Source organism: Pseudoalteromonas sp. H71, assembly GCF_001468485.1.
GTDB lineage: Bacteria > Pseudomonadota > Gammaproteobacteria > Enterobacterales > Alteromonadaceae > Pseudoalteromonas.
In genome coordinates, this window is the sequence record NZ_LODI01000044.1 from 144191 (window position 1) to 164994 (window position 20804).

19 protein-coding genes are annotated in these 20804 nt (G+C 40.1%); 11 read left to right on the forward strand and 8 right to left on the reverse strand.

Annotation, left to right across the window (positions count from 1 at the left end; genetic code table 11):
* Positions 1-8: 8 nt before the first annotated feature.
* Together ATS71_RS15065 and ATS71_RS15070 are read right to left on the reverse strand one after the other, a co-directional pair.
* The gene (locus ATS71_RS15065) at positions 9-1235 is read right to left on the reverse strand and encodes an aminotransferase class V-fold PLP-dependent enzyme (RefSeq protein ID WP_058405606.1); all 1227 of its coding nucleotides are present in this window, start codon (positions 1233-1235) and stop codon (positions 9-11) included.
* A gap of 111 nt (positions 1236-1346) precedes the next feature.
* The gene (locus ATS71_RS15070) at positions 1347-2633 is read right to left on the reverse strand and encodes a citrate synthase (protein WP_058405563.1); all 1287 of its coding nucleotides are present in this window, start codon (positions 2631-2633) and stop codon (positions 1347-1349) included.
* A gap of 419 nt (positions 2634-3052) precedes the next feature.
* Here ATS71_RS15070 and sdhC point away from each other — a divergent pair, with 419 nt between their 5' ends.
* The 8 genes from sdhC to sucD all read left to right on the forward strand — a co-directional run bounded on the left by sdhC (position 3053) and on the right by sucD (position 12909).
* Positions 3053-3430 (forward strand): succinate dehydrogenase, cytochrome b556 subunit, encoded by a 378-nt coding sequence (sdhC, locus tag ATS71_RS15075; RefSeq protein WP_074210168.1) that lies wholly within the window; start codon positions 3053-3055, stop codon positions 3428-3430.
* Positions 3421-3768: a succinate dehydrogenase, hydrophobic membrane anchor protein gene (gene sdhD, locus ATS71_RS15080; protein WP_058405607.1), complete on the forward strand. Its 348-nt coding sequence runs from the start codon at positions 3421-3423 to the stop codon at positions 3766-3768. The genes sdhC and sdhD overlap by 10 nt, the downstream gene beginning before the upstream one ends.
* Entirely contained in the window at positions 3769-5541 is a 1773-nt protein-coding gene (sdhA, locus tag ATS71_RS15085) for a succinate dehydrogenase flavoprotein subunit (RefSeq protein WP_058405564.1), read from the forward strand.
* A 10-nt stretch (positions 5542-5551) separates the two neighbouring features.
* Positions 5552-6268: a succinate dehydrogenase iron-sulfur subunit gene (locus tag ATS71_RS15090; RefSeq protein ID WP_006794722.1), complete on the forward strand. Its 717-nt coding sequence runs from the start codon at positions 5552-5554 to the stop codon at positions 6266-6268.
* Positions 6269-6358: 90 nt separating this feature from the next.
* Positions 6359-9178 (forward strand): 2-oxoglutarate dehydrogenase E1 component, encoded by a 2820-nt coding sequence (sucA, locus tag ATS71_RS15095; RefSeq protein WP_058405565.1) that lies wholly within the window; start codon positions 6359-6361, stop codon positions 9176-9178.
* A gap of 3 nt (positions 9179-9181) precedes the next feature.
* Positions 9182-10693, forward strand: coding sequence for a 2-oxoglutarate dehydrogenase complex dihydrolipoyllysine-residue succinyltransferase (gene odhB, locus ATS71_RS15100; protein WP_058405566.1), 1512 nt, complete (start codon positions 9182-9184; stop codon positions 10691-10693).
* A 177-nt stretch (positions 10694-10870) separates the two neighbouring features.
* Complete coding sequence (gene sucC, locus ATS71_RS15105; protein WP_006794719.1) at positions 10871-12037, forward strand: ADP-forming succinate--CoA ligase subunit beta; 1167 nt, start codon at positions 10871-10873, stop codon at positions 12035-12037.
* Positions 12037-12909, forward strand: a complete 873-nt coding sequence (gene sucD / locus ATS71_RS15110; protein WP_008127375.1) for a succinate--CoA ligase subunit alpha — start codon at positions 12037-12039, stop codon at positions 12907-12909. Before sucC ends, sucD begins: the two co-directional genes overlap by 1 nt.
* A gap of 62 nt (positions 12910-12971) precedes the next feature.
* Here sucD and ATS71_RS15115 read toward each other — a convergent pair whose 3' ends face one another.
* Positions 12972-14042, reverse strand: a complete 1071-nt coding sequence (locus tag ATS71_RS15115) for a DUF3083 family protein (RefSeq protein ID WP_058405567.1) — start codon at positions 14040-14042, stop codon at positions 12972-12974.
* Positions 14043-14260: 218 nt separating this feature from the next.
* Here ATS71_RS15115 and glnS point away from each other — a divergent pair, with 218 nt between their 5' ends.
* Complete coding sequence (gene glnS, locus ATS71_RS15120; RefSeq protein WP_058405568.1) at positions 14261-15919, forward strand: glutamine--tRNA ligase; 1659 nt, start codon at positions 14261-14263, stop codon at positions 15917-15919.
* A gap of 91 nt (positions 15920-16010) precedes the next feature.
* Here glnS and fur read toward each other — a convergent pair whose 3' ends face one another.
* The 5 genes from fur to ATS71_RS15145 all read right to left on the reverse strand — a co-directional run bounded on the left by fur (position 16011) and on the right by ATS71_RS15145 (position 18548).
* A complete protein-coding gene (gene fur, locus ATS71_RS15125; RefSeq protein WP_058405569.1) occupies positions 16011-16454 on the reverse strand; it encodes a ferric iron uptake transcriptional regulator in 444 nt (147 codons plus the stop codon).
* A 186-nt stretch (positions 16455-16640) separates the two neighbouring features.
* Positions 16641-17168 (reverse strand): flavodoxin FldA, encoded by a 528-nt coding sequence (gene fldA / locus ATS71_RS15130; RefSeq protein WP_058405570.1) that lies wholly within the window; start codon positions 17166-17168, stop codon positions 16641-16643.
* 14 nt (positions 17169-17182) lie between these two features.
* Positions 17183-17461, reverse strand: a complete 279-nt coding sequence (gene ybfE / locus ATS71_RS15135; RefSeq protein ID WP_002962928.1) for a LexA regulated protein — start codon at positions 17459-17461, stop codon at positions 17183-17185.
* A gap of 2 nt (positions 17462-17463) precedes the next feature.
* Entirely contained in the window at positions 17464-17685 is a 222-nt protein-coding gene (locus tag ATS71_RS15140; protein WP_006793041.1) for a DUF2788 domain-containing protein, read from the reverse strand.
* Between the two features lie 95 nt (positions 17686-17780).
* A complete protein-coding gene (locus ATS71_RS15145; protein WP_058405571.1) occupies positions 17781-18548 on the reverse strand; it encodes an alpha/beta fold hydrolase in 768 nt (255 codons plus the stop codon).
* Between the two features lie 244 nt (positions 18549-18792).
* On the opposite strand from ATS71_RS15145, the gene seqA reads away from it, so the two are divergent.
* Positions 18793-19386, forward strand: coding sequence for a replication initiation negative regulator SeqA (gene seqA / locus ATS71_RS15150; RefSeq protein ID WP_058405572.1), 594 nt, complete (start codon positions 18793-18795; stop codon positions 19384-19386).
* A 9-nt stretch (positions 19387-19395) separates the two neighbouring features.
* A partial coding sequence (locus ATS71_RS15155; RefSeq protein ID WP_235591507.1) for a phosphoglucomutase occupies positions 19396-20804 on the forward strand: 1409 nt, incomplete at its 3' end.

Below are 20804 nucleotides of genomic sequence, written 5' to 3' on the forward strand. Positions count from 1 at the left end.
ATCCCAAATTAGTCTAATATTGCAATGCACGCTTGAAGTGCATCTATAAACTTATCTACATCACTGTAATTATTGTAAAATGCAAAGCTTGCCCTGACACTGCCGTTAATTCCTAAGTGTGCCATTAATGGTTGAGTACAATGATGACCAGCTCTTACCGCAACGCCATAACCGTCAAGTAATGTTGCCAAATCGAACGGATGTTCGTCTTTATAGTTAAAACAAAGCGTACCAATATTATTTTTTATTGAGCTGTATAAATAAATGCCATCTATTTTAGCTAATCTTGAGTGCGCATAATTAAATACTGCTTGTTCATGTTCAAATATTTCAGCATGACGAAATTGGCTTAAGTAGCTAAGAGCTGCACCAAAAGCGGTGATCCCAGCTATATTGGGGGTACCAGACTCAAATTTAGCAGGAGCATCTCTATAGACGCTTTCATACAGGGTGACGGTTTGAATCATTTCTCCGCCCGTCTGATAAGGTGTTAAGGCGTTTAAGAGCTCATAGCGCCCGTATAAACCACCCACACCTGTTGGGCCAATCATTTTGTGAGCTGAAAAAACATAAAAGTCACAATCTAGAATTTTTAAGTTTGGTTTCAGATGCATGGCGCTTTGTGCACCATCAACAACCACAATAGCACCAAGTGATTTTGCACACTCAATAATAGCGGGCAAATCAGTAATATTGCCTAAAGCATTAGATGCATGAGAAATTGCAACTATTGCAGGCTTTTGCTTTTTGATAAATTTTAAACAGAGCTCAGTATCAAATGTTCCATCTTTGTTAAGTGGCATTGCAGCTAACTTTGCACCGGTTTGCTGGGCAAGCACCTGCCAAGGTACAAGGTTAGCATGGTGCTCAATGGGGGTAATTATAATTGTATCGTTTGCCGTGACTTGCTTACGCAATCCATTTGCGACAAGATTAATTGCCTCGGTGGCGCCTTTAGTCCATACAATTTCGTTACTGTTAACACCAAAATAAGTGGCTGTTTGTGCTCTTACATTTTCGTATTGAATTGTCGCATTTTCACTCAGGGTATGGCGCCCCCGATGAACATTTGCATTTTCATCAGTGTAAAACTTAGCAGTAGTGTCTATCACACACTGGGGTTTTTGTGTTGTTGCACCAGAATCTAAATAAACGAGCGGGCAGGCGTTAATACTTTGATTTAATGTGGGGAAATCATGTCGCACACGCGTTATGTCAAACTTTAATTCTGGCATGGTAATATCAACGTTATCATTGTTGGCGAGGATTGTAGCCACTTTGAATTTAAACTCAAGTAGCCAAAAACAAAAAAGGCCGCAAAAGCGGCCTTTTATAGCTAAATAGTATTAGCGTTTGTCAGTAGATACGTAGTCACGAGCAGTGTAACCAGTATACATTTGACGTGGGCGGCTGATCTTATGGCCAGGCTGAGAAAGCATTTCATCCCAGTGAGTGATCCAACCAACAGTACGAGCCATTGCAAAAATTACAGTGAACATACTTGTCGGAATACCAATCGCTTTTAAGATAATACCAGAGTAAAAATCTACGTTAGGGTATAGTTTCTTCTCAACAAAGTACGGGTCTTCTAAAGCAATTTGCTCAAGCTTCATAGCGATATCTAGAAGTGGATCTTGAATGTTTAACTCTTCTAAAACTTCATGACACGTTTGACGCATTACTGTAGCGCGTGGGTCGAAGTTTTTGTAAACACGGTGTCCAAAGCCCATTAGGCGGAACGGGTCTGACTTATCTTTTGCTTTAGCAACGTACTCGTCAATACGATCTACTGAACCAATTTCTTCTAACATGTTTAAACATGCTTCGTTTGCGCCGCCGTGAGCAGGACCCCATAAAGATGCGATACCTGCCGCAATACATGCATAAGGATTAGCACCTGAAGAACCAGCAAGGCGAACTGTAGAAGTCGAAGCATTCTGTTCGTGGTCAGCGTGAAGCATGAATATTTTATCCATGGCTTTAGCAGTAATTGGATTTACTTTGTACTCTTCAGCTGGAACAGAGAACATCATATGTAAGAAGTTTTCTGCATAGCTTAAATCGTTACGTGGATATACAAAAGGTTGGCCAATGTTTGTTTTATAAGCCATTGCTGCAATTGTTGGTAATTTAGCAACTAATCTAACAGCACTTGTTTTGCGTTGTTCAGCATCAGTGATATCTAGATCTTCATGGTAAAAAGAAGAAAGAGCACCAACAACACCACAAAGCATAGCCATCGGGTGTGCGTCAAAACGGAAGCCTTGGAAGAAATTGGCAATTTTTTGGTCTAGCATAGTACTGCGAGTGATTTTCTCAGCAAATGCATCGTATTGCTCTTTTGATGGTAATTCACCATTAAGCAATAAATAGCAAAGTTCGATGTAATCTGACTCTTCAGCTAGTTGCTCAATTGGGTAACCACGGTGAAGTAAAACACCTTTACCACCATCGATATAGGTGATTGCAGATTCACAAGAACCAGTCGACATGAAGCCTGGGTCATAAGTAAAGTGGCCGTGTGAACCTAACGTACGTACGTCGATTACATCTTGGCCAGCAGTGCCTTGATAAATTGGAAGTTCGATTGGATCAAGTCCATCAATATGAACTGTGGCTTTTTTATCTGCCATCGCTATGTATCTCCTATTAAGATATCTATTCTGATTTTTAGATTTTTAAAGTTCTGAAATCTGTCTTAAGCACATCTACGTATTTTAACGTGAAAGAGGGGGTTAAAGTCAATTTTTATAAACATTATGCACATTTGTATAATAAATATTCTGTATCATATATGTATTATACTATTGGCTAATTCGCAAACATCTCTAAATAAACAAGAATTGTAAAAAGCCTTGTGGGTATATATACTAACGGAGGTTTTAAACCGTATTGTATTTGGGTAAAGATATTTTTACACCAAAAAATTTACATTAATGTGAACTTTTAGTGTTTTAATTCGTTTATCTTGATAGTTCCACCAGAAACATTTGGTGGGTTTTTAGAAAAGCAAGTAGATGAGCTCCACTGTGAGCAAGATGGGCAAGTAACTGTGAAAAAGCAAAGACCTGTAAATCTAGATCTAACAACTATATCTATGCCGGCAACGGCTAAAGCATCAATTTTTCACCGCGTCACCGGTGTCGCATTATTTTTTGCTTTAACGTTTGTCATTTGGGCTTGGTCTGAGTCTCTCTCGTCAGCTGAAAGTTTTGAATTCGTCAAGGGTCTGTTTAACGGATTTATTGCCAAATTTATAGCTTGGGGCACCATTTCAGTACTAGGTTATCACTTAATTGGTGGTATCCGTCATATGGTAATGGATATGGGACACTGGGAAGAACTTGAGTCAGGTAACCTAAGCGCTAAAATTGCAATGGCTCTTGGCGTTGTATTCGCTGTATTGGCGGGAGTGTGGATATGGTCTTAAATCAAGCAACTCTTAAACGTGATGGTGTACAAGATTATGTATCTTTACGTACCACGGCATTAATAATTAGCGCATATGCTATTTTTATTATCGGCTATTTTTTAGCGACGCCAGAAGTCACTTTCGAAGCCTGGATAGGCCTCTTCTCTAACCTAGCTATGAAAGGGTTTACGTTAGTAACTCTAATATGCATCATGGTTCATACCCGCATTGGCCTTTGGCAGGTTTTAACAGACTATGTTAAAAACTCAAAGTTACGCGCATTTTTAGGGTTTGTTCTAAACCTAATGGCCGTTGCTTACGTAGCTATTGGTCTAATTGTATTATGGGGTGTTTAAGTGAAATATTCTGTTCGTGAATTTGACGCCGTAGTAATTGGTGCTGGTGGTGCAGGTATGCGCGCTGCCTTGGCTATTACTGAATCTGGCAAAACGTGTGCATTAATATCTAAAGTATTTCCAACACGCTCACACACTGTATCCGCTCAAGGCGGTATTACAGTAGCGCTTGGTAATTCACACGAAGATAACTGGGAATGGCATATGTACGATACCGTCAAAGGTTCCGATTTTATCGGTGACCAAGACGCTATTGAATACATGTGTCAAACTGGCCCAGAAGCTATTACTGAATTAGAAAACATGGGTTTACCATTTTCTCGTTTTGAAAATGGCCGTGTTTACCAACGCCCGTTTGGTGGCCAATCGAAAAATTTTGGTGGTGAGCAAGCAGCACGTACTGCAGCCGCAGCTGACCGTACTGGTCACGCTCTATTACATCTCCTTTATCAACAAAATGTTAAAAACAAAACAAATGTATTCTCTGAGTGGTATGCACTTGATTTAGTTAAAAACGATAATGGTGATGTTGTTGGCTGTACTGCAATTGAAATTGAAACAGGTGAAATCACTTATTTCAAATCAAAGGCAGTTGTTCTCGCTACTGGTGGTGCAGGTCGCATATACGCCTCAACCACAAATGCTCATATAAACACTGGCGACGGTGTTGGTATGGCTACGCGTGCTGGCATATCTATGCAAGACATGGAAATGTGGCAGTTCCACCCGACAGGTATTGCAGGAGCAGGTACGCTTGTAACTGAGGGCTGTCGTGGTGAGGGTGGTTATCTTTTAAATAAAGATGGCGAGCGTTTCATGGAACGTTATGCACCTAACGCAAAAGACTTAGCATCTCGTGATGTTGTTGCACGTTCAATGATGACCGAAATACGTGAAGGTCGTGGTTGTGATGGTCCTTGGGGTCCTCATATCAAGCTTAAGCTTGACCACTTAGGTGAAGAAACACTTAACTTACGTCTTCCTGGCGTATGTGATCTTGCAAAAACATTTGCTCACGTTGATCCAGCTAAAGAGCCAATTCCAGTCATACCAACATGTCATTACATGATGGGTGGTGTACCAACTAACGTAAATGGTCAAGTACTTCAAATCAACGCTCAAGGCGATGAAAAAGTAGTTGAAGGTCTATTTGCTGTTGGCGAAATTGCATGTGTATCTGTACACGGTGCAAACCGCCTTGGTGGTAACTCGTTACTAGATTTAGTTGTATTTGGTCGAGCTGCGGGTAACTTCTTAGGCACATACCTAAGAGATGTCGAGGTATCTAAAGCGGCGTCTGAGTCAGACTTAGAAGCGTCACTTGCTCGTTATAATCGTTGGGAAAACTCAACAGCTGGGCAAGGTGAAGATCCTGTTCAAATTAAGAAAGATCTTCAACAATGTATGCAGCTTAACTTCTCGGTATTCCGTGAAGGCGACTCTATGGCTACTGGTTTACAAGAACTTAAAGAGATTCGTGAACGACTACAGCATGCACGTCTTGACGATAAGTCGTCAGACTTCAACACGCAGCGTATCGAGTGTCTTGAGCTTGATAACTTAATGGAAACAGCTTACTCAACAGCAGTAGCTGCAAACTTCCGTACAGAAAGCCGTGGTGCGCACTCTCGCTTTGACTTCCCAGATCGTGATGACACGAATTGGCTATGTCACTCAGTATATAATCCGGTTACGGATGAAATGAGTAAGCGTGAAGTTAACTACGCGCCTAAGACGCGTGAAGCATTTCCACCTAAAGCACGTACATACTAGGAGCGAGACGATGGCACAAGTACAATTTTCAGTTTATCGTTACAATCCAGATGTTGACAACGCACCTCGTATGCAAGATTACACCTTGCAAATAGACGATGGGCACGACATGATGGTGTTGGATGCACTTTTACTTTTAAAAGAGCAAGATCCTTCACTTTCATTCCGTCGTTCATGTCGTGAAGGCGTGTGTGGTTCTGACGGTGTTAACATGAATGGTAAGAATGGTTTAGCATGTATTACTCCTTTATCAACGTTGCAAAATAACGGTAAAGGTACAATAGTAGTTCGTCCTCTTCCTGGATTACCAGTGGTACGTGACCTTGTTATTGACATGAGTCAGTTCTACACTCAATACGAAAAAGTTAAACCGTATCTAATTAATGACACGCCTGCTGCTGGTGAGCGTCTTCAGTCTATTGAAGAGCGTGACAAATTAGACGGCTTATATGAGTGTATTTTATGTGCATGTTGTTCAACATCGTGTCCTTCGTTCTGGTGGAATCCAGACAAGTTCATTGGTCCAGCAGGCCTTCTTCATGCTTACCGTTTCTTGGCTGATAGCCGAGATACAGCAACAGAAGAGCGTTTAGCAGACTTAGACGATGCGTTCAGTGTGTTCCGTTGCCACAGTATCATGAACTGTGTTAGCGTTTGTCCTAAGGGTCTTAACCCGACTAAAGCAATAGGGCAAATCAAATCTATGTTACTAAACCGTTCGGTTTAATTATATAGAAACGTAAGATGGCTAGTATTAATTATTAGCCATCTTGTTATTATAACTATTAATTTCTGCGCTAAAGAAAAGGGCTTATAAATGCACGAAGGTGTGATGAAGGCATGGTTAGAATCTTCACATTTAAACGGCGGCAACGTTGCTTATGTAGAAGAGCTTTATGAAGCGTATTTAGACGATGCGACTTCTGTGCCAGATGAATGGCGAGAAGTGTTCGAACAATTACCAAAAGTTAATGGTGTGGATGTTGAAGTAAAACATTCAGAAGTTCGTGCACAGTTTGCACAGCTTGCAAAAAACAAGCATAGAGAAGTAGTGGTAGCAGAGGGTAGTGGCGGTGACCTAAAACAGGTTAAAGTTCTACAACTTATTAATGCTTTCCGTTTTCGTGGTCACCAAAATGCAAACCTAGATCCATTGGGTATTTGGGAACGAGAGCGTGTTCGAGATTTAGAGCTAGATTACCACGACTTATCAGAAGCTGATTTTGAGCGAGAGTTTAATGTAGGGTCTTTTGCGGTTGGTTCAGACTCTATGCCTTTAGGTGAACTATACCAAGCGCTTAAAACCACATACTGTGGCTCTATCGGTGCAGAGTATATGCACATCACATCGACAGAAGAAAAGCGTTGGTTACAACAACGTTTAGAATCTGTTCAATCTAGGCCTAAATTCGAAAAAGAAGAAAAGCTACGTATCCTTAAAGGATTAACCGCTGCTGATGGTCTTGAAAAATATTTAGGTGCTAAGTTCCCAGGTGCTAAACGATTTTCACTAGAAGGTGGAGACGCGCTGGTACCTATGCTAAAAGAACTTATTCACCGCGCTGGTGAAAGTGGCCAACAAGAAGCTGTAATAGGCATGGCTCACCGTGGACGATTAAATGTTTTAGTAAACGTTTTAGGTAAAAATCCATCAGAGCTTTTTGATGAATTCGCCGGTAAGCATAAAGAAACCCTTAGCTCTGGTGATGTTAAATACCATATGGGGTATTCATCAGACTTTGCTACTAAAGGTGGCAATGTTCACATGGCGTTGGCCTTCAACCCTTCTCACCTTGAAATAGTTAATCCAGTAGTTATGGGTTCTGTACGCGCTCGTTTAGATCGTTTAGGTGACAGTACGGGAATAAAAGCGCTCCCGATCACTATTCATGGTGATTCTGCTGTAACAGGTCAGGGTGTGGTTCAAGAAACGTTTAATCTTTCTCAAACTAATGCCTTTAGTTGTGGTGGCAGCATTCGAATTGTTGTAAATAACCAAGTTGGTTTTACTACTTCTAAACAAGACGATGTTCGCTCTACAGATTACTGTACTGATATTGCAAAAATGGTACAGTCGCCTATTTTCCACGTGAATTCTGATGATCCTGAGGCAGTTGCATTTGTAACGCAGATAGCACTTGATTTCAGAAATAAATTCAAGCGTGATGTGGTTATTGATTTAGTTTGTTACCGCCGACATGGCCACAATGAAGCTGATGAGCCAAATGCTACTCAGCCTTTAATGTACCAAAAAATTAAGAAACACCCAGTTCCACGTCTGGTATATGCGGATCAGTTAATTGCTGAGGGTTCTTTTACAGAGCAGGAAATTAAAGCCCTTGCAGATGAGTACCGCAATGCATTAGATGACGGCAATTGTGTTGTATCTGAAATTCAGCCAGAAACGTCTCATTCTTCAGATTGGGCTAAATACGTAGGCCACGATTGGGATGTAGATTACGACGCAAGCGTTTCGGTAGAAAAGCTTAAAGAGCTTGGTGAAAAGGTAGCTAGTTACCCTGAACAATATAAAGCTCAATCGCGTGTTAAAAAGATTTACGAAGATCGTAAGCTTATGGCCGCTGGCGAAAAGCCGCTTGATTGGGGGATGGCAGAAACTCTTGCTTATGCAACTATCGCAACCGAAGGCACAGATATTAGAATGACTGGCCAGGATTCTGGTCGAGGTACGTTCTTCCATCGTCACGCAGTTGTTCACAGCCAGAAAGACGGTGCAACTTACCTCCCTTTGCAGCATTTAAGCGAAGATCAGGGCACGTTCCAAGTTTTTGACTCGGTACTTTCTGAGGAAGCTGTTGTTGCATTTGAGTATGGCTATGCGACTGCGGAGCCAACTTCTCTTGTACTTTGGGAAGCTCAGTTTGGTGACTTTGCAAATGGTGCACAGGTTGTATTTGACCAATTCTTGAGTTCAGGCGAGCAAAAATGGGGCCGTTTATGTGGTCTTACCATTTTGTTACCTCATGGTTATGAAGGCCAAGGTCCAGAGCATAGCTCTGCACGTCTAGAGCGCTTCTTGCAGCTTTGTGCTGATCATAATATGCAAGTTTGTGTTCCGTCTACACCAGCGCAAGTTTACGCAATGTTACGACGTCAATCGGTCAGACCTCTTCGTCGACCACTGATTGTTATGACACCTAAGTCGTTACTACGCCATCCACTTGCTGTTTCTTCACTTGAAGAACTTTCAAATGGTGTATTCCATAATATGATCGACGAAGTTGATGATATTAAATCTGATGACGTTGAACGCGTTGTATTTTGTAGTGGTAAAGTTTACTACGAGCTACTTCAAGAGCGTCGTAAGCTGGAACAAAATAATATTGCCATCGTTCGTGTAGAGCAATTATACCCGTTCCCACATGACGAAATGAAAACTATTATGGAACGTTACCAACACGTTACTGATTTTGTATGGTGTCAAGAAGAGCCACAAAACCAAGGTGCATGGTACTGTTCTCAGCATCATTTTGTTGATGCAATTCCACAAGGTGCTAAGTTAAAATACGCAGGCCGTAAAGCTTCTGCGTCACCAGCGTGTGGTTACATGTCAGTACATACTAAAGAACAACAAGCGCTCGTTGCCGACGCGCTTACTATAGAAAATAAAGGATAAGCGATGAGCACAGAAATTAAAGTTCCTGTTCTTCCTGAGTCGGTTGCGGATGCTACCGTTGCTACATGGCATGTAAGTGTTGGCGACAAAGTAACTCGCGATCAAAACTTAGTAGACATTGAAACAGACAAAGTAGTGTTAGAAGTAGTTGCACAACACGACGGTGTAATTACAGAAATATCTCAAGAAGAAGGTGCTACTGTACTTGGTGATCAAGTTATGGGCTTGCTCGGCGATGCTGATGCAGCGCCTGCGAGTGAAAGCACATCTTCAAACAAATCAGAAAAATCAGAAGACGCGCCAGCGGCGCCATCAGCACCAGCATCAGAAGGTAAAGAAGTGGATATTAAAGTACCTGTACTCCCGGAATCAGTTGCAGACGCAACAATTGCTACATGGCATGTACAACCTGGCGACGCGGTAACACGCGATCAAAACTTGGTAGATATCGAAACTGATAAAGTTGTTCTTGAAGTGGTAGCTCAAGAAGACGGTATTATGGGTGATATTATTAACGCTGAAGGCGACACTGTTCTTGGTGAACAAGTTATCGGTTCAGTTAAAGCCGGTGGCACAGCCGCAGCTCCTGCTGCAAAACAAGAAGCTGCACCTGCTGCTGATTCAGCTGACAGCTCTGATGTCTTAACGCCATCAGTACGTCGTTTAATTGCTGAGAAAGGCTTAGACGCTTCTAAAATTAAAGGTACGGGTAAAAACGGTCGTGTAACTAAAGAAGACGTTGATACTTTCTTAAAAGCACCTGCACCATCAGCTAAGAAAGCTGAAGCTGCGGCTCCATCTGCACCAATGGGTGATCGAACTCAAAAACGCGTTCCTATGACACGTTTACGTAAAACGATTGCTAACCGTCTTCTTGAAGCTAAAAACTCCACTGCAATGTTAACTACGTTTAACGAAGTTAACATGAAGCCAATTATGGATCTTCGTAAGCAGTACCAAGAGGTATTTGAAAAGCGTCACGGTATTCGTTTAGGCTTCATGTCTTTTTACGTGAAAGCAGTCACTGAAGCACTTAAACGCTTCCCTGATGTAAATGCATCAATTGATGGCGACGATATTGTATACCACAATTATTTTGATATTAGCATTGCTGTTTCTACACCTCGTGGTTTAGTAACACCAGTTCTTAAAGATTGCGATAAGCTATCAGTTGCTGAAATTGAAAAAGGTATCCGTGAACTAGCACTTAAAGGTCGTGACGGTAAGCTAACACTTGACGATATGACGGGTGGTAACTTTACAATTACAAATGGTGGTGTATTCGGCTCGCTACTATCTACGCCTATCATTAATTTGCCACAGTCTTCAATTTTGGGAATGCACAAAATCCAAGACCGTCCAATGGCAGTAAATGGTAAAGTTGAAATTCTTCCTATGATGTATTTGGCACTTTCTTATGATCACCGCCAAATAGATGGTAAAGAATCTGTTGGTTTCCTAGTAACAATTAAAGAGTTACTAGAAGATCCAACACGTTTATTGCTAGATGTTTAATCTAGTTGTATAAAATGTAAGCTGTGAATGGATGTTCACAGCTTTTTTTTTGCGCCTTTGGTCGTACTGGGGTTTTCATGTTAAGCCTTGGCAACTATACTAGGTGCGCAATTTGGGATAGTTGTTTATTTGAAAAAGTATTCAGCTCTTTTAGTATAAAAAATTGGATAAAGCATCATGAATTTGCATGAGTATCAGGCAAAACAACTTTTTGCCGAATATGGTTTACCAGTTTCTCAAGGTTTCGCTTGCGATACACCTGAAGAAGCTGCAGCAGCTGCTGAAAAAATCGGCGGTGATATGTGGGTTGTTAAAACTCAGGTTCACGCAGGTGGACGTGGTAAAGCTGGCGGTGTAAAGCTAGTTAAAACTATCGATGAAGTTAAAGCGTTTGCAGCTAACTGGTTAGGTAAAAACCTAGTTACTTACCAAACAGACGAAAATGGTCAGCCAGTTGCTAAAATTTTAGTAGAAAGCTGTACAGACATTGCCAACGAATTGTACCTAGGTGCAGTAGTTGACCGTGCTTCTCGCAAAGTTGTTTTCATGGCGTCTACTGAAGGCGGTGTTGAAATTGAGACTGTTGCTGAAGAAACACCAGAACTTATCCACAAAGCTGAGATCGATCCATTAGTTGGTCCTCAAGCTTACCAAGCACGTGAACTTGGTTTCAAATTGGGTCTTAACCCAACACAAATGAAACAGTTCGTTAAGATCTTCATGGGTCTTGGTAAAATGTTTAACGATTTCGATTTCGCACTCCTTGAAATCAACCCGTTAGTAATCACAGACGAAGGTAACCTTCACTGTCTTGACGGTAAAATCGGTATCGATGGTAATGCACTTTACCGTCAACCAAAAATCCGTGAGTTCCACGATCCATCTCAAGAAGATGCACGTGAAGCACATGCAGCAAGCTTTGAGCTTAACTACGTAGCATTAGATGGTAACGTAGGTTGTATGGTTAACGGTGCAGGCCTAGCGATGGGTACTATGGACATCGTAAACCTACATGGCGGCAAGCCAGCTAACTTCCTAGATGTTGGTGGCGGCGCGACTAAAGAACGTGTTTCTGAAGCATTCAAAATCATTCTTTCTGACGACAATGTTAAAGCTGTTTTAGTTAATATCTTTGGTGGTATTGTTCGTTGTGACATGATTGCTGAAGGCATCATTGGCGCAGTTAAAGAAGTTGGCGTAAATGTCCCTGTAGTTGTACGTTTAGAAGGTACTAATGCTGAATTAGGTCGTGAAGTTCTTAAGAGCTCTGACTTAGACATCATCGCTGCTGAATCATTAACAGACGCTGCTGAAAAAGTTGTTGCTGCTGCGGAGGGCAAATAATGTCTGTATTAATCAATAAAGATACAAAAGTTATCTGTCAGGGTTTCACTGGTGGCCAAGGTACTTTCCACTCAGAGCAAGCGCTTGAGTACGGTACTCAAATGGTTGGTGGTGTTAGCCCAGGTAAAGGCGGTCAAACGCACCTTGGTCTTCCTGTATTCAACACAGTACGTGATGCAGTACAAGAAACTGGCGCAACTGCTTCAGTTATCTACGTACCAGCACCTTTCTGTAAAGATGCAATCTTAGAAGCAATCGATGCTGGCATCGAGCTAATTGTTTGTATTACCGAAGGTATCCCTACGCTTGATATGGTTGACGTTAAAGTTAAACTAGATCAAACAGGTACTCGCATGATCGGTCCTAACTGTCCAGGTGTTATCACTCCGGGCGAAACTAAGATTGGTATCATGCCTGGTCACATCCACAAGCCTGGTAAAGTAGGTATTGTTTCTCGTTCTGGTACTTTAACGTACGAAGCGGTTAAGCAAACTACAGATGCTGGTTTTGGTCAGTCTACGTGTGTTGGTATTGGTGGTGATCCAATCCCAGGTACTAACTTTATCGACGTTCTAGAAATGTTCGAAAAAGATCCACAAACTGAAGCAATCGTAATGATTGGTGAAATTGGTGGTACTGCAGAAGAAGAAGCTGCAGAGTACATCAAAGCTAACGTAACTAAACCTGTTGTATCTTACATTGCTGGTGTTACTGCACCAGAAGGTAAGCGCATGGGTCACGCTGGCGCAATCATCGCAGGCGGTAAAGGTACTGCTGATGAGAAATTTGCTGCATTAGAAGCTGCTGGCGTACAAACTGTACGTTCACTTGCTGATATCGGTAAAGCACTTAAAGAGAAAACAGGCTGGTAATCAGCTTAGTTTAATTTTTGCAAAGGCTCGCATTTAGCGAGCCTTTTTGTTTATGTACCCAATTAAAATGGGTAACTTATATGTTGAAAAAATCTAACCGTTAAATCTTGTCGTTCTTTATTTATATCTAGCTCATCACAAAGACTAAAAATCGTTTTTTCAACCTGATTCATAAATTTACCGTAACCAATTTCTTGCTTGTTTTGCTTTGTAGCAACGATTACAAAATGCATTGTTTCGACTAACTTTTTGTTATCGTAAAAATATTTTACTTGTTGTTCATCGTTGTCTAGTTCAAAGCTTAATTTTTGAAGTTCTTCATTTCCTTCATTTACATCGACTTTGCTATTACGAATAATTGGTTTAGCACCATTTGCCACCAATGCACCATGGGTGAGCTTATTCACTTCACAACATCGCTTAAAGCTATCTAAAAAGTAATCATAAAATTGATTAAAGTCGCCATTGTTAATTAAAGTTTGAAATTGAGTTTTAATAGCCCTTGATACAGGAATAGAAAATGTCGCGTATGTCATCTCGGCATGGTCTTTCGGTATTTCACAATGACGATTTTGATACCTAGGATACAAACTCCTCAATTTGTAGCCGTAGGTTTCTTTATTCCCTTTATTTTTAGCAAATAAGTCATAAGTTAAATGTTGATGATCACGCACTTTAAATTGTGGTTGATCAATAAATAACTGTTCTTGCATAAGCGTTAATACTTTTTGGACTTTTCTGTGAAATACAGCGGAGTTAGCTCGTATATCATCACCCGTAGCTAAAAAGAGTAAGCGCACTTTTTTACTTTGCGTGTCGGTTGAATAATAGAGTTTGTGTGCTTCGTGATAGCGTGGGTTATAAAAAATAAGCATTTGCTTATTAGTCTCTAACTGATAAGACTCATCATGAAACCTGACAACAGGAAGTTTGTCGTTTGCTAAAATATGCACATTATGCAGCTCATATTCATCGCATGCTGCAAATAATTGTCGTGCTATTCTTTCGTAACAACAGTTTATTGAGTTAAAGCTTTCGTAAAAACTATCGTTAGGGGTAACTTCTGCAAGTAAGTAATGATTAGCACGTGCATTACTAGGTATATAAACACGGTGCTGGTTAAGTGTAGCCATCTCTTAATCCTTATAAAGTACGGTATTGACGCACTATAAAGGGCTTCTATGAATTAAATATTGCGCTAAAACAAACTTTATTCGTTAAAAACAGATTAGATGGATTAAAGTTAATCAATAAGTAAGATAAAGCGTAATCTATTGCTGTATGTTAGTGACTGTTTTTGTAATAATGCATTAGTTTTGTTAATAAGTAATATTTAGAGGATCGTACTCCTATGGCGGAAATTGAGAATCGCCCAAGTAACTTTATTAGAACCCGAATTGATGAAGACTTAGCAAGTAAAAAGCATGCTGCAACGCATACGCGTTTTCCACCTGAGCCCAATGGTTTTTTACATATTGGTCATGCAAAATCAATTTGTTTAAATTTCGGTATTGCAAAAGATTATAACGGCTTATGTAATTTACGATTTGATGATACAAACCCAGAAAAAGAAGACATTAACTACGTTAATTCTATAAAAGAAGACGTTCAGTGGTTAGGGTTTAATTGGGATGGTGACATAAAGTATTCTTCTAATTATTTTGACACTCTATACGGTTATGCCGTTGAGCTTATAAACAAAGGTTTAGCCTATGTTTGTTTTTTAACTGCAGACCAAGCACGTGAATACCGCGGCACTTTAACGGAGCCAGGTAAAAACAGCCCATACAGAGATACATCTCCTGAAGACAACCTCGCACTATTTGAAAAAATGCGTGCAGGGGGCTTCAAAGAGGGTGAATGTGTATTGCGTGCGAAAATTGATATGGCAAGCTCGTTTATGGTGCTTCGCGATCCAATTATATACCGTGTTCGTTTTGCTCATCATCATCAAACTGCTGATAAGTGGTGCATTTATCCGATGTACGATTTCACGCATTGTATTTCTGATGCAATTGAAGGCATTACCCACTCATTATGTACTCTTGAGTTTCAAGACAATCGCCGTTTATACGACTGGGTACTTGATAACATCAGCATTGAGTGTCATCCGCAGCAAATAGAGTTTTCTCGTTTAAACCTTGAATATACAATTATGTCTAAGCGTAAGTTAAATGACCTAGTTGTTAATAATATGGTTGAAGGTTGGGATGATCCTCGTATGCCTACCATTGCAGGCCTACGTCGTCGAGGTTATACACCGGCTTCAATTCGTGAATTTTGTTTACGAATAGGCGTAACTAAGCAAGAAAATATGGTTGAAATGGGTATGCTAGAAGCGTGTATTCGTGATGACTTAAATGAAAATGCCCCGCGTGCCATGGCTGTACTCGATCCGGTTAAAGTGGTTATTGAAAACTATGATGCCGAGAGCATAGAAACTTTATCGGTGGCTAATCACCCTAATAAAGAAGAAATGGGCAGACGTGACGTACCATTTACTCGTGAGATATACATTGAACGAGAAGACTTTAAAGAGCAGGCTAATAATAAATTTAAACGTTTAGTGCTCGATAAAGAAGTTCGTTTACGTGGTGCTTATGTCATTAAAGCTAGCCGAGTTGAAAAAGACGAAAACGATGAAATAACGACTATTTATTGTACTTACGACAACGAAACGCTAGGTAAAAACCCAAGTGATGGTCGTAAAGTTAAAGGCGTTATTCACTGGGTATCGGCCTCACAGGCCATCACTGCTGAAGTTCGTCTATACGATCGCTTGTTCAATGTGCCAAATCCAGCAGCAGCTGAGGAGTTTGAAACAACATTGAATCCTCAGTCGTTAGTTGTATTAAATAATGCCAAACTTGAACCGTCATTAGCTAACTCTCAAGCAGAGCAGGGCTTTCAATTTGAACGAACGGGTTACTTTTCACGAGACTCTAAATCAGACAATATCGTGTTTAATCAAACAGTGGGTCTGCGTGATTCTTGGTCTAAAACTCAATAAGTTGATTATTACTATCCCCTTTAATTTACGGGTATAGTAATTTAGACAAAAAAAACCTGCCATTGGCAGGTTTTTTTATAACTAAATTATATTAGCTGTTTGCGTCGCTAAATGCTTTACATGAAGCTTTGTCATCACACTCGCCGTAAAGGTATAAAGAATGGTTGGTTAATGTAATACCGTTTTCTTGCGCAATTTCAAGTTGACGACGTTCAATCATTTCATCCTCAAACTCAACAACTTTGCCGCACTTTAAACAAACTAAATGATCGTGGTGAGTACTGCCTGATAATTCAAATACCGATTTTCCACCTTCAAAATGATGACGACTTACAATGCCTGCATCATCAAATTGGTTCAGTACACGGTATACTGTTGCAAGGCCTATTTCTTCACCTAAATCCAAAAGAATTTTGTAAACATCTTCAGCACTGATGTGTTGGTTATCTGGAGATTGTAAAATCTCTAAAATTTTAATACGCGGTAAAGTTACTTTTAAACCGGCTTTTTTAAGTTCCAAGTTATGATCAGTCATTAAATCTGTCTCAATTTTATTTGGTTATACTAGACATCTTGCAAAGATGCTCACGACACATAAGCAACAAATAGGATAACGTGCCTAGGCCTTAAGTGCAAAGAAGAATTGATTTATATTGCAGCAAATAAAGAAAACGCTAACTGTTTGATAACTATTTAAACAGTTAGCGTTATGTTGTGTGAATTAGTCTGCGAGTTCGCTTAAACACATTTCATCGAATACCTGTGCTGACCAAGCCTTAACGCGCTGCTCAGTAAGCTCTGGTTGACGGTCTTCATCAATCCCTAAACCAACAAAGTGCTTGTCATCGGCCATGCCTTTTGAAGCCTCAAAATCGTAGCCTTCTGTAGACCAATGTCCTACAACAATAGCGCCACGCTCAGTAACAATATCGTTGATCATGCCCATAGCATCTAAAAAGTATTCAGCATAATCTTCTTGATCACCACAACCAAAAATAGCAACAAGTTTGCCTTCAAAGTCTACTTCTTCAAGTTCAGGGAAAAAGTCATCCCAGTCACATTGTGCTTCGCCGTAGTACCAAGTTGGAATACCAAATAAGATTAAATCAAATTCTGCAATCTCTTCTTTAGAGCTTTTTGCTATGTCATGAACAGCCACCAGCTTTTTACCCAATTCTTTTTGGATCATTTTTGCTACGTGTTCTGTGTTACCTGTGTCACTTCCGAAAAAAATGCCTACACTTGCCATGGATTTACAACCTTTTATGTATCAATAGCCAATCTTTCTTGTAAAATCGTTTCAATCAGCGCACTGCGGCTAATATTTTGTGCATCTGCCATATCACTTAATGCTTGATATAACTGCGATGAAACTTTAAATTCAACACGTTTTAAACCACGTGCTTTATCTCTTTTTATTTGATTACGTTTATTAACCTTTAACTGCATATCCCGAGAAAGGGGGTTTGTTTTGGGTCTGCCTGGTCGTTTTTCGTATTCAAATAAATCAAGCGTTGTTCTATCTGTTTCTGACTTCGCCATGCCTAACCTACACCTGCGCCTTGCCAAAATACTTGAATAAGTCCTTTAGCAATAAAGCCTGAACAGCCTAAAAAGAGTACGGTCCATACTATATAGCGACCAAACTTTGGTACATTACCACTTTTAAGTACGTCTTTAATCGCCAAGCCGATGAATATCAAAATACCGGCTAAGCCAAAGTACAACCCTAGGGTATCAAATTCGTTAATTAACTGACTGACCATCAACGTATAACCTTTAAATTAAACGGCGCGTACTATAGCATAAAAATATTCATTTATTTAGTACGTACATCTAAAAACAAGCGATTAAAATAACTTTAATTTTGAATCAAAAAATCACTAATTGCTTTATTAACTGCAATTGGCTTTTGGGCATGCAACCAATGCCCGGCACCATGAATGATTTTTGCATTGGTGTTTTTAAAACGGGTAGTAATTGCTGTACGGTGCTCGGGTAAAATATAGTCAGAGTCATTTCCTTTAATGAAAAGAGTATTACATAAACAAGAATTGTTTTCATTAACGTTTGAGAGTATTTCTGAATATTCTTTATCAATAACAGGTAAGTTAAATCGCCACGTCAAGTTTCCCGCTGTATTTTTAGCTAAGCTTTTTAGTAAAAACTGACGAACTCCTAGCTCATCTATAAAAGGCTGCATTATTGCATCCGCATGCTTTCTGTCTTCAATATTTTCAGAGGCAACTGCGTTAAGTGCCTTCAATATCTCAGTATGTCGTGGCGGGTAAGTAACGGGTGCAATATCAAGTACAACTAATTTTTCAATCAATTGCGGTTGAGTTAATGCAAGTTCCATTGCGACTTTACCCCCCATCGAATGACCAATTATATGTGCTTTTTCTATATTTAAGTGTTGTAGTAACTCCACAATGTCTTTTGCCATAGCAGGGTAATTCATCTCGTCACTGTGAGGTGATAGGCCATGATTACGCAAATCTACATTAGTGACTGTAAAGTTTTCACTTAAAGGCTTAGCAATTACGTTGAGGTTTTCTAAAGAACCAAAAAGTCCATGTATTAAAATAACATTTGGGCCCTGCCCAAGTTGCTTATAATTTAGCTTCATACATTGCTCCTACAAATATCGGCTTAGTTTGCCGAGCTATACATAAAAAAGCAAAAAATAGTGCTATATAAACCAATTTATCAGATAGATCTGCTAAAACTTAACCTATCGATCTAGTAAAACCGGCTTAATCGGGTATGGATGCTTGAAATGATTGGGAGTGCTTGTTGTAACTCGCATTTATTATTGGATTGGGTATAATCAGGCGTGAGAAAAAAATGTGACCCGTAATGACAGGAAGACCATGAAACAAATCGACATAGACGACGAGTTATATCAATATATTGCCAGCAACACGCAAAGTATTGGTGAAAGTGCATCCACAATTTTGCGTCGTTTATTAAATATGAGCGGCGAAAAACAATTAACCGCCGACGTAGAAATAATAAAAAATCAACAATTAACCACTGCATCTGCGGCATCTTCAGTATCTGTTGAGCCAGAGCTTCAACAAGCGGCCACTGACACTCCCAAAACTGTCACACCAGTGAAGCAAAAAAATGCTAACGTTTTTAATGTACTAAATAAAGAAGAACTGGCAATGCAGAAAGGCGTTGTGGGTCGTTTTTTGTTTATTTTAAGTGCATTTTATCGCACTCATAAATCTGATTTTTCGGCTGTGCTTGATATTAAAGGCCGCGACCGTGTTTACTTTGCAACAAGTAAAGAAGATTTAGTAAAAAGTGGAAGTAGCATGAATCCAAAAAATATCACCGACAGTGAATATTGGGTTATGACTAACTCTAATACAACACGCAAAAAGATGATGCTTCACGAAGTTGCGCTTTGCCTAGGATACAGTGCAGAGCAAGCTGAAAAAATTCGCGATTACCTGTAAGGAAATATAATGGCTATTCACTCAGGCGCAGGCAAAACTGCACCACAATCAGCACTTGTTAATGTTCCTAAATTAGTTTCGGCCTACTATTTAAATGAGCCAGATTTAGAGCAAAACCCAGAGCATTGCGTTGCCTTTGGTACATCTGGACACCGCGGTTGCTCATATGATGTGAAATTTAATGAATCCCATATTTTAGCAATTACCCAAGCAATTTGTGATTACCGTAAGCAAAACGATATTTTTGGACCGTTATTTTTAGGTAAAGATACACATGCGCTTAGTGAAGCTGCGTTCAACTCTGCAATAGAAGTGCTTGTGGCTAACGAAGTACAGGTAATTACTCAGCAAGACGGCGACTTTACACCCACTCCTGTTATTAGCCACGCGATAGTTTGCCATAACAAACTTAATCCAAATGAATTGGCTGATGGTATTGTTGTTACGCCTTCGCATAATCCTCCTGAAGATGGTGGCTTTAAATATAACCCACCTAACGGCGGGCCTGCTGATACAGACGTAACAAACTGGATTGAAGACAGGGCTAACAAATTATTACTTGAAGATTTAGTTGAGGTTGAATTATTTCCATTTGCTAAAGCTTCTCGTTCAGGTTTTATTCGCTACGAAGATTTAATGACGCCGTATATTAACGATTTAGAAAATATCGTTAATCTTAAAGCGATTAGTGATGCAGGAATTAAAGTGGGCATTGACCCACTAGGTGGTTCAGGAATTAATTTTTGGCCTGTAATTGCACAAAAATACAATTTAGATTTAACCGTAGTAAACGACAGTGTCGATCCGCGTTTTGCATTTATGCCACTTGATAAAGATGGCAAAATCCGTATGGATTGCTCATCACCTTACTCAATGGCTAACTTAATTAAATTGAAAGATGATTTTGATATAGCGATTGGCAACGACCCTGATTACGACCGCCACGGCATTGTTACTCCAGATGGTTTAATGAACCCTAATCATTTCTTAGCTGTCGCTATTGATTACTTATTAAAACACCGCGAGTGGGATAGCAGCGTAGAAATAGGCAAAACACTCGTTTCGAGCTCGATGATTGATCGTGTCGTTGCGCGTAATGCGCGTAAAGTAAAAGAAGTGCCAGTAGGCTTTAAATGGTTTGTTGAAGGCCTTAATAAAGGAAATCTTGCTTTTGGTGGCGAAGAAAGTGCAGGCGCTGCGTTTTTACGTTTTGATGGCAGCGTATGGTGTACCGACAAAGACGGATTTATCATGGGGCTACTTGCAGCTGAAATACTTGCAGTAACCGGTAAAACACCATCAGCGCTTTATAAAGAGTTAGAGCAAGAGTTTGGTTCCCCACTTTATAAGCGTTTAGATGCACCAGCAAGCAGCGCCCAAAAATCGCGCTTAAAAGCATTAAGTGCAGACGATGTAAG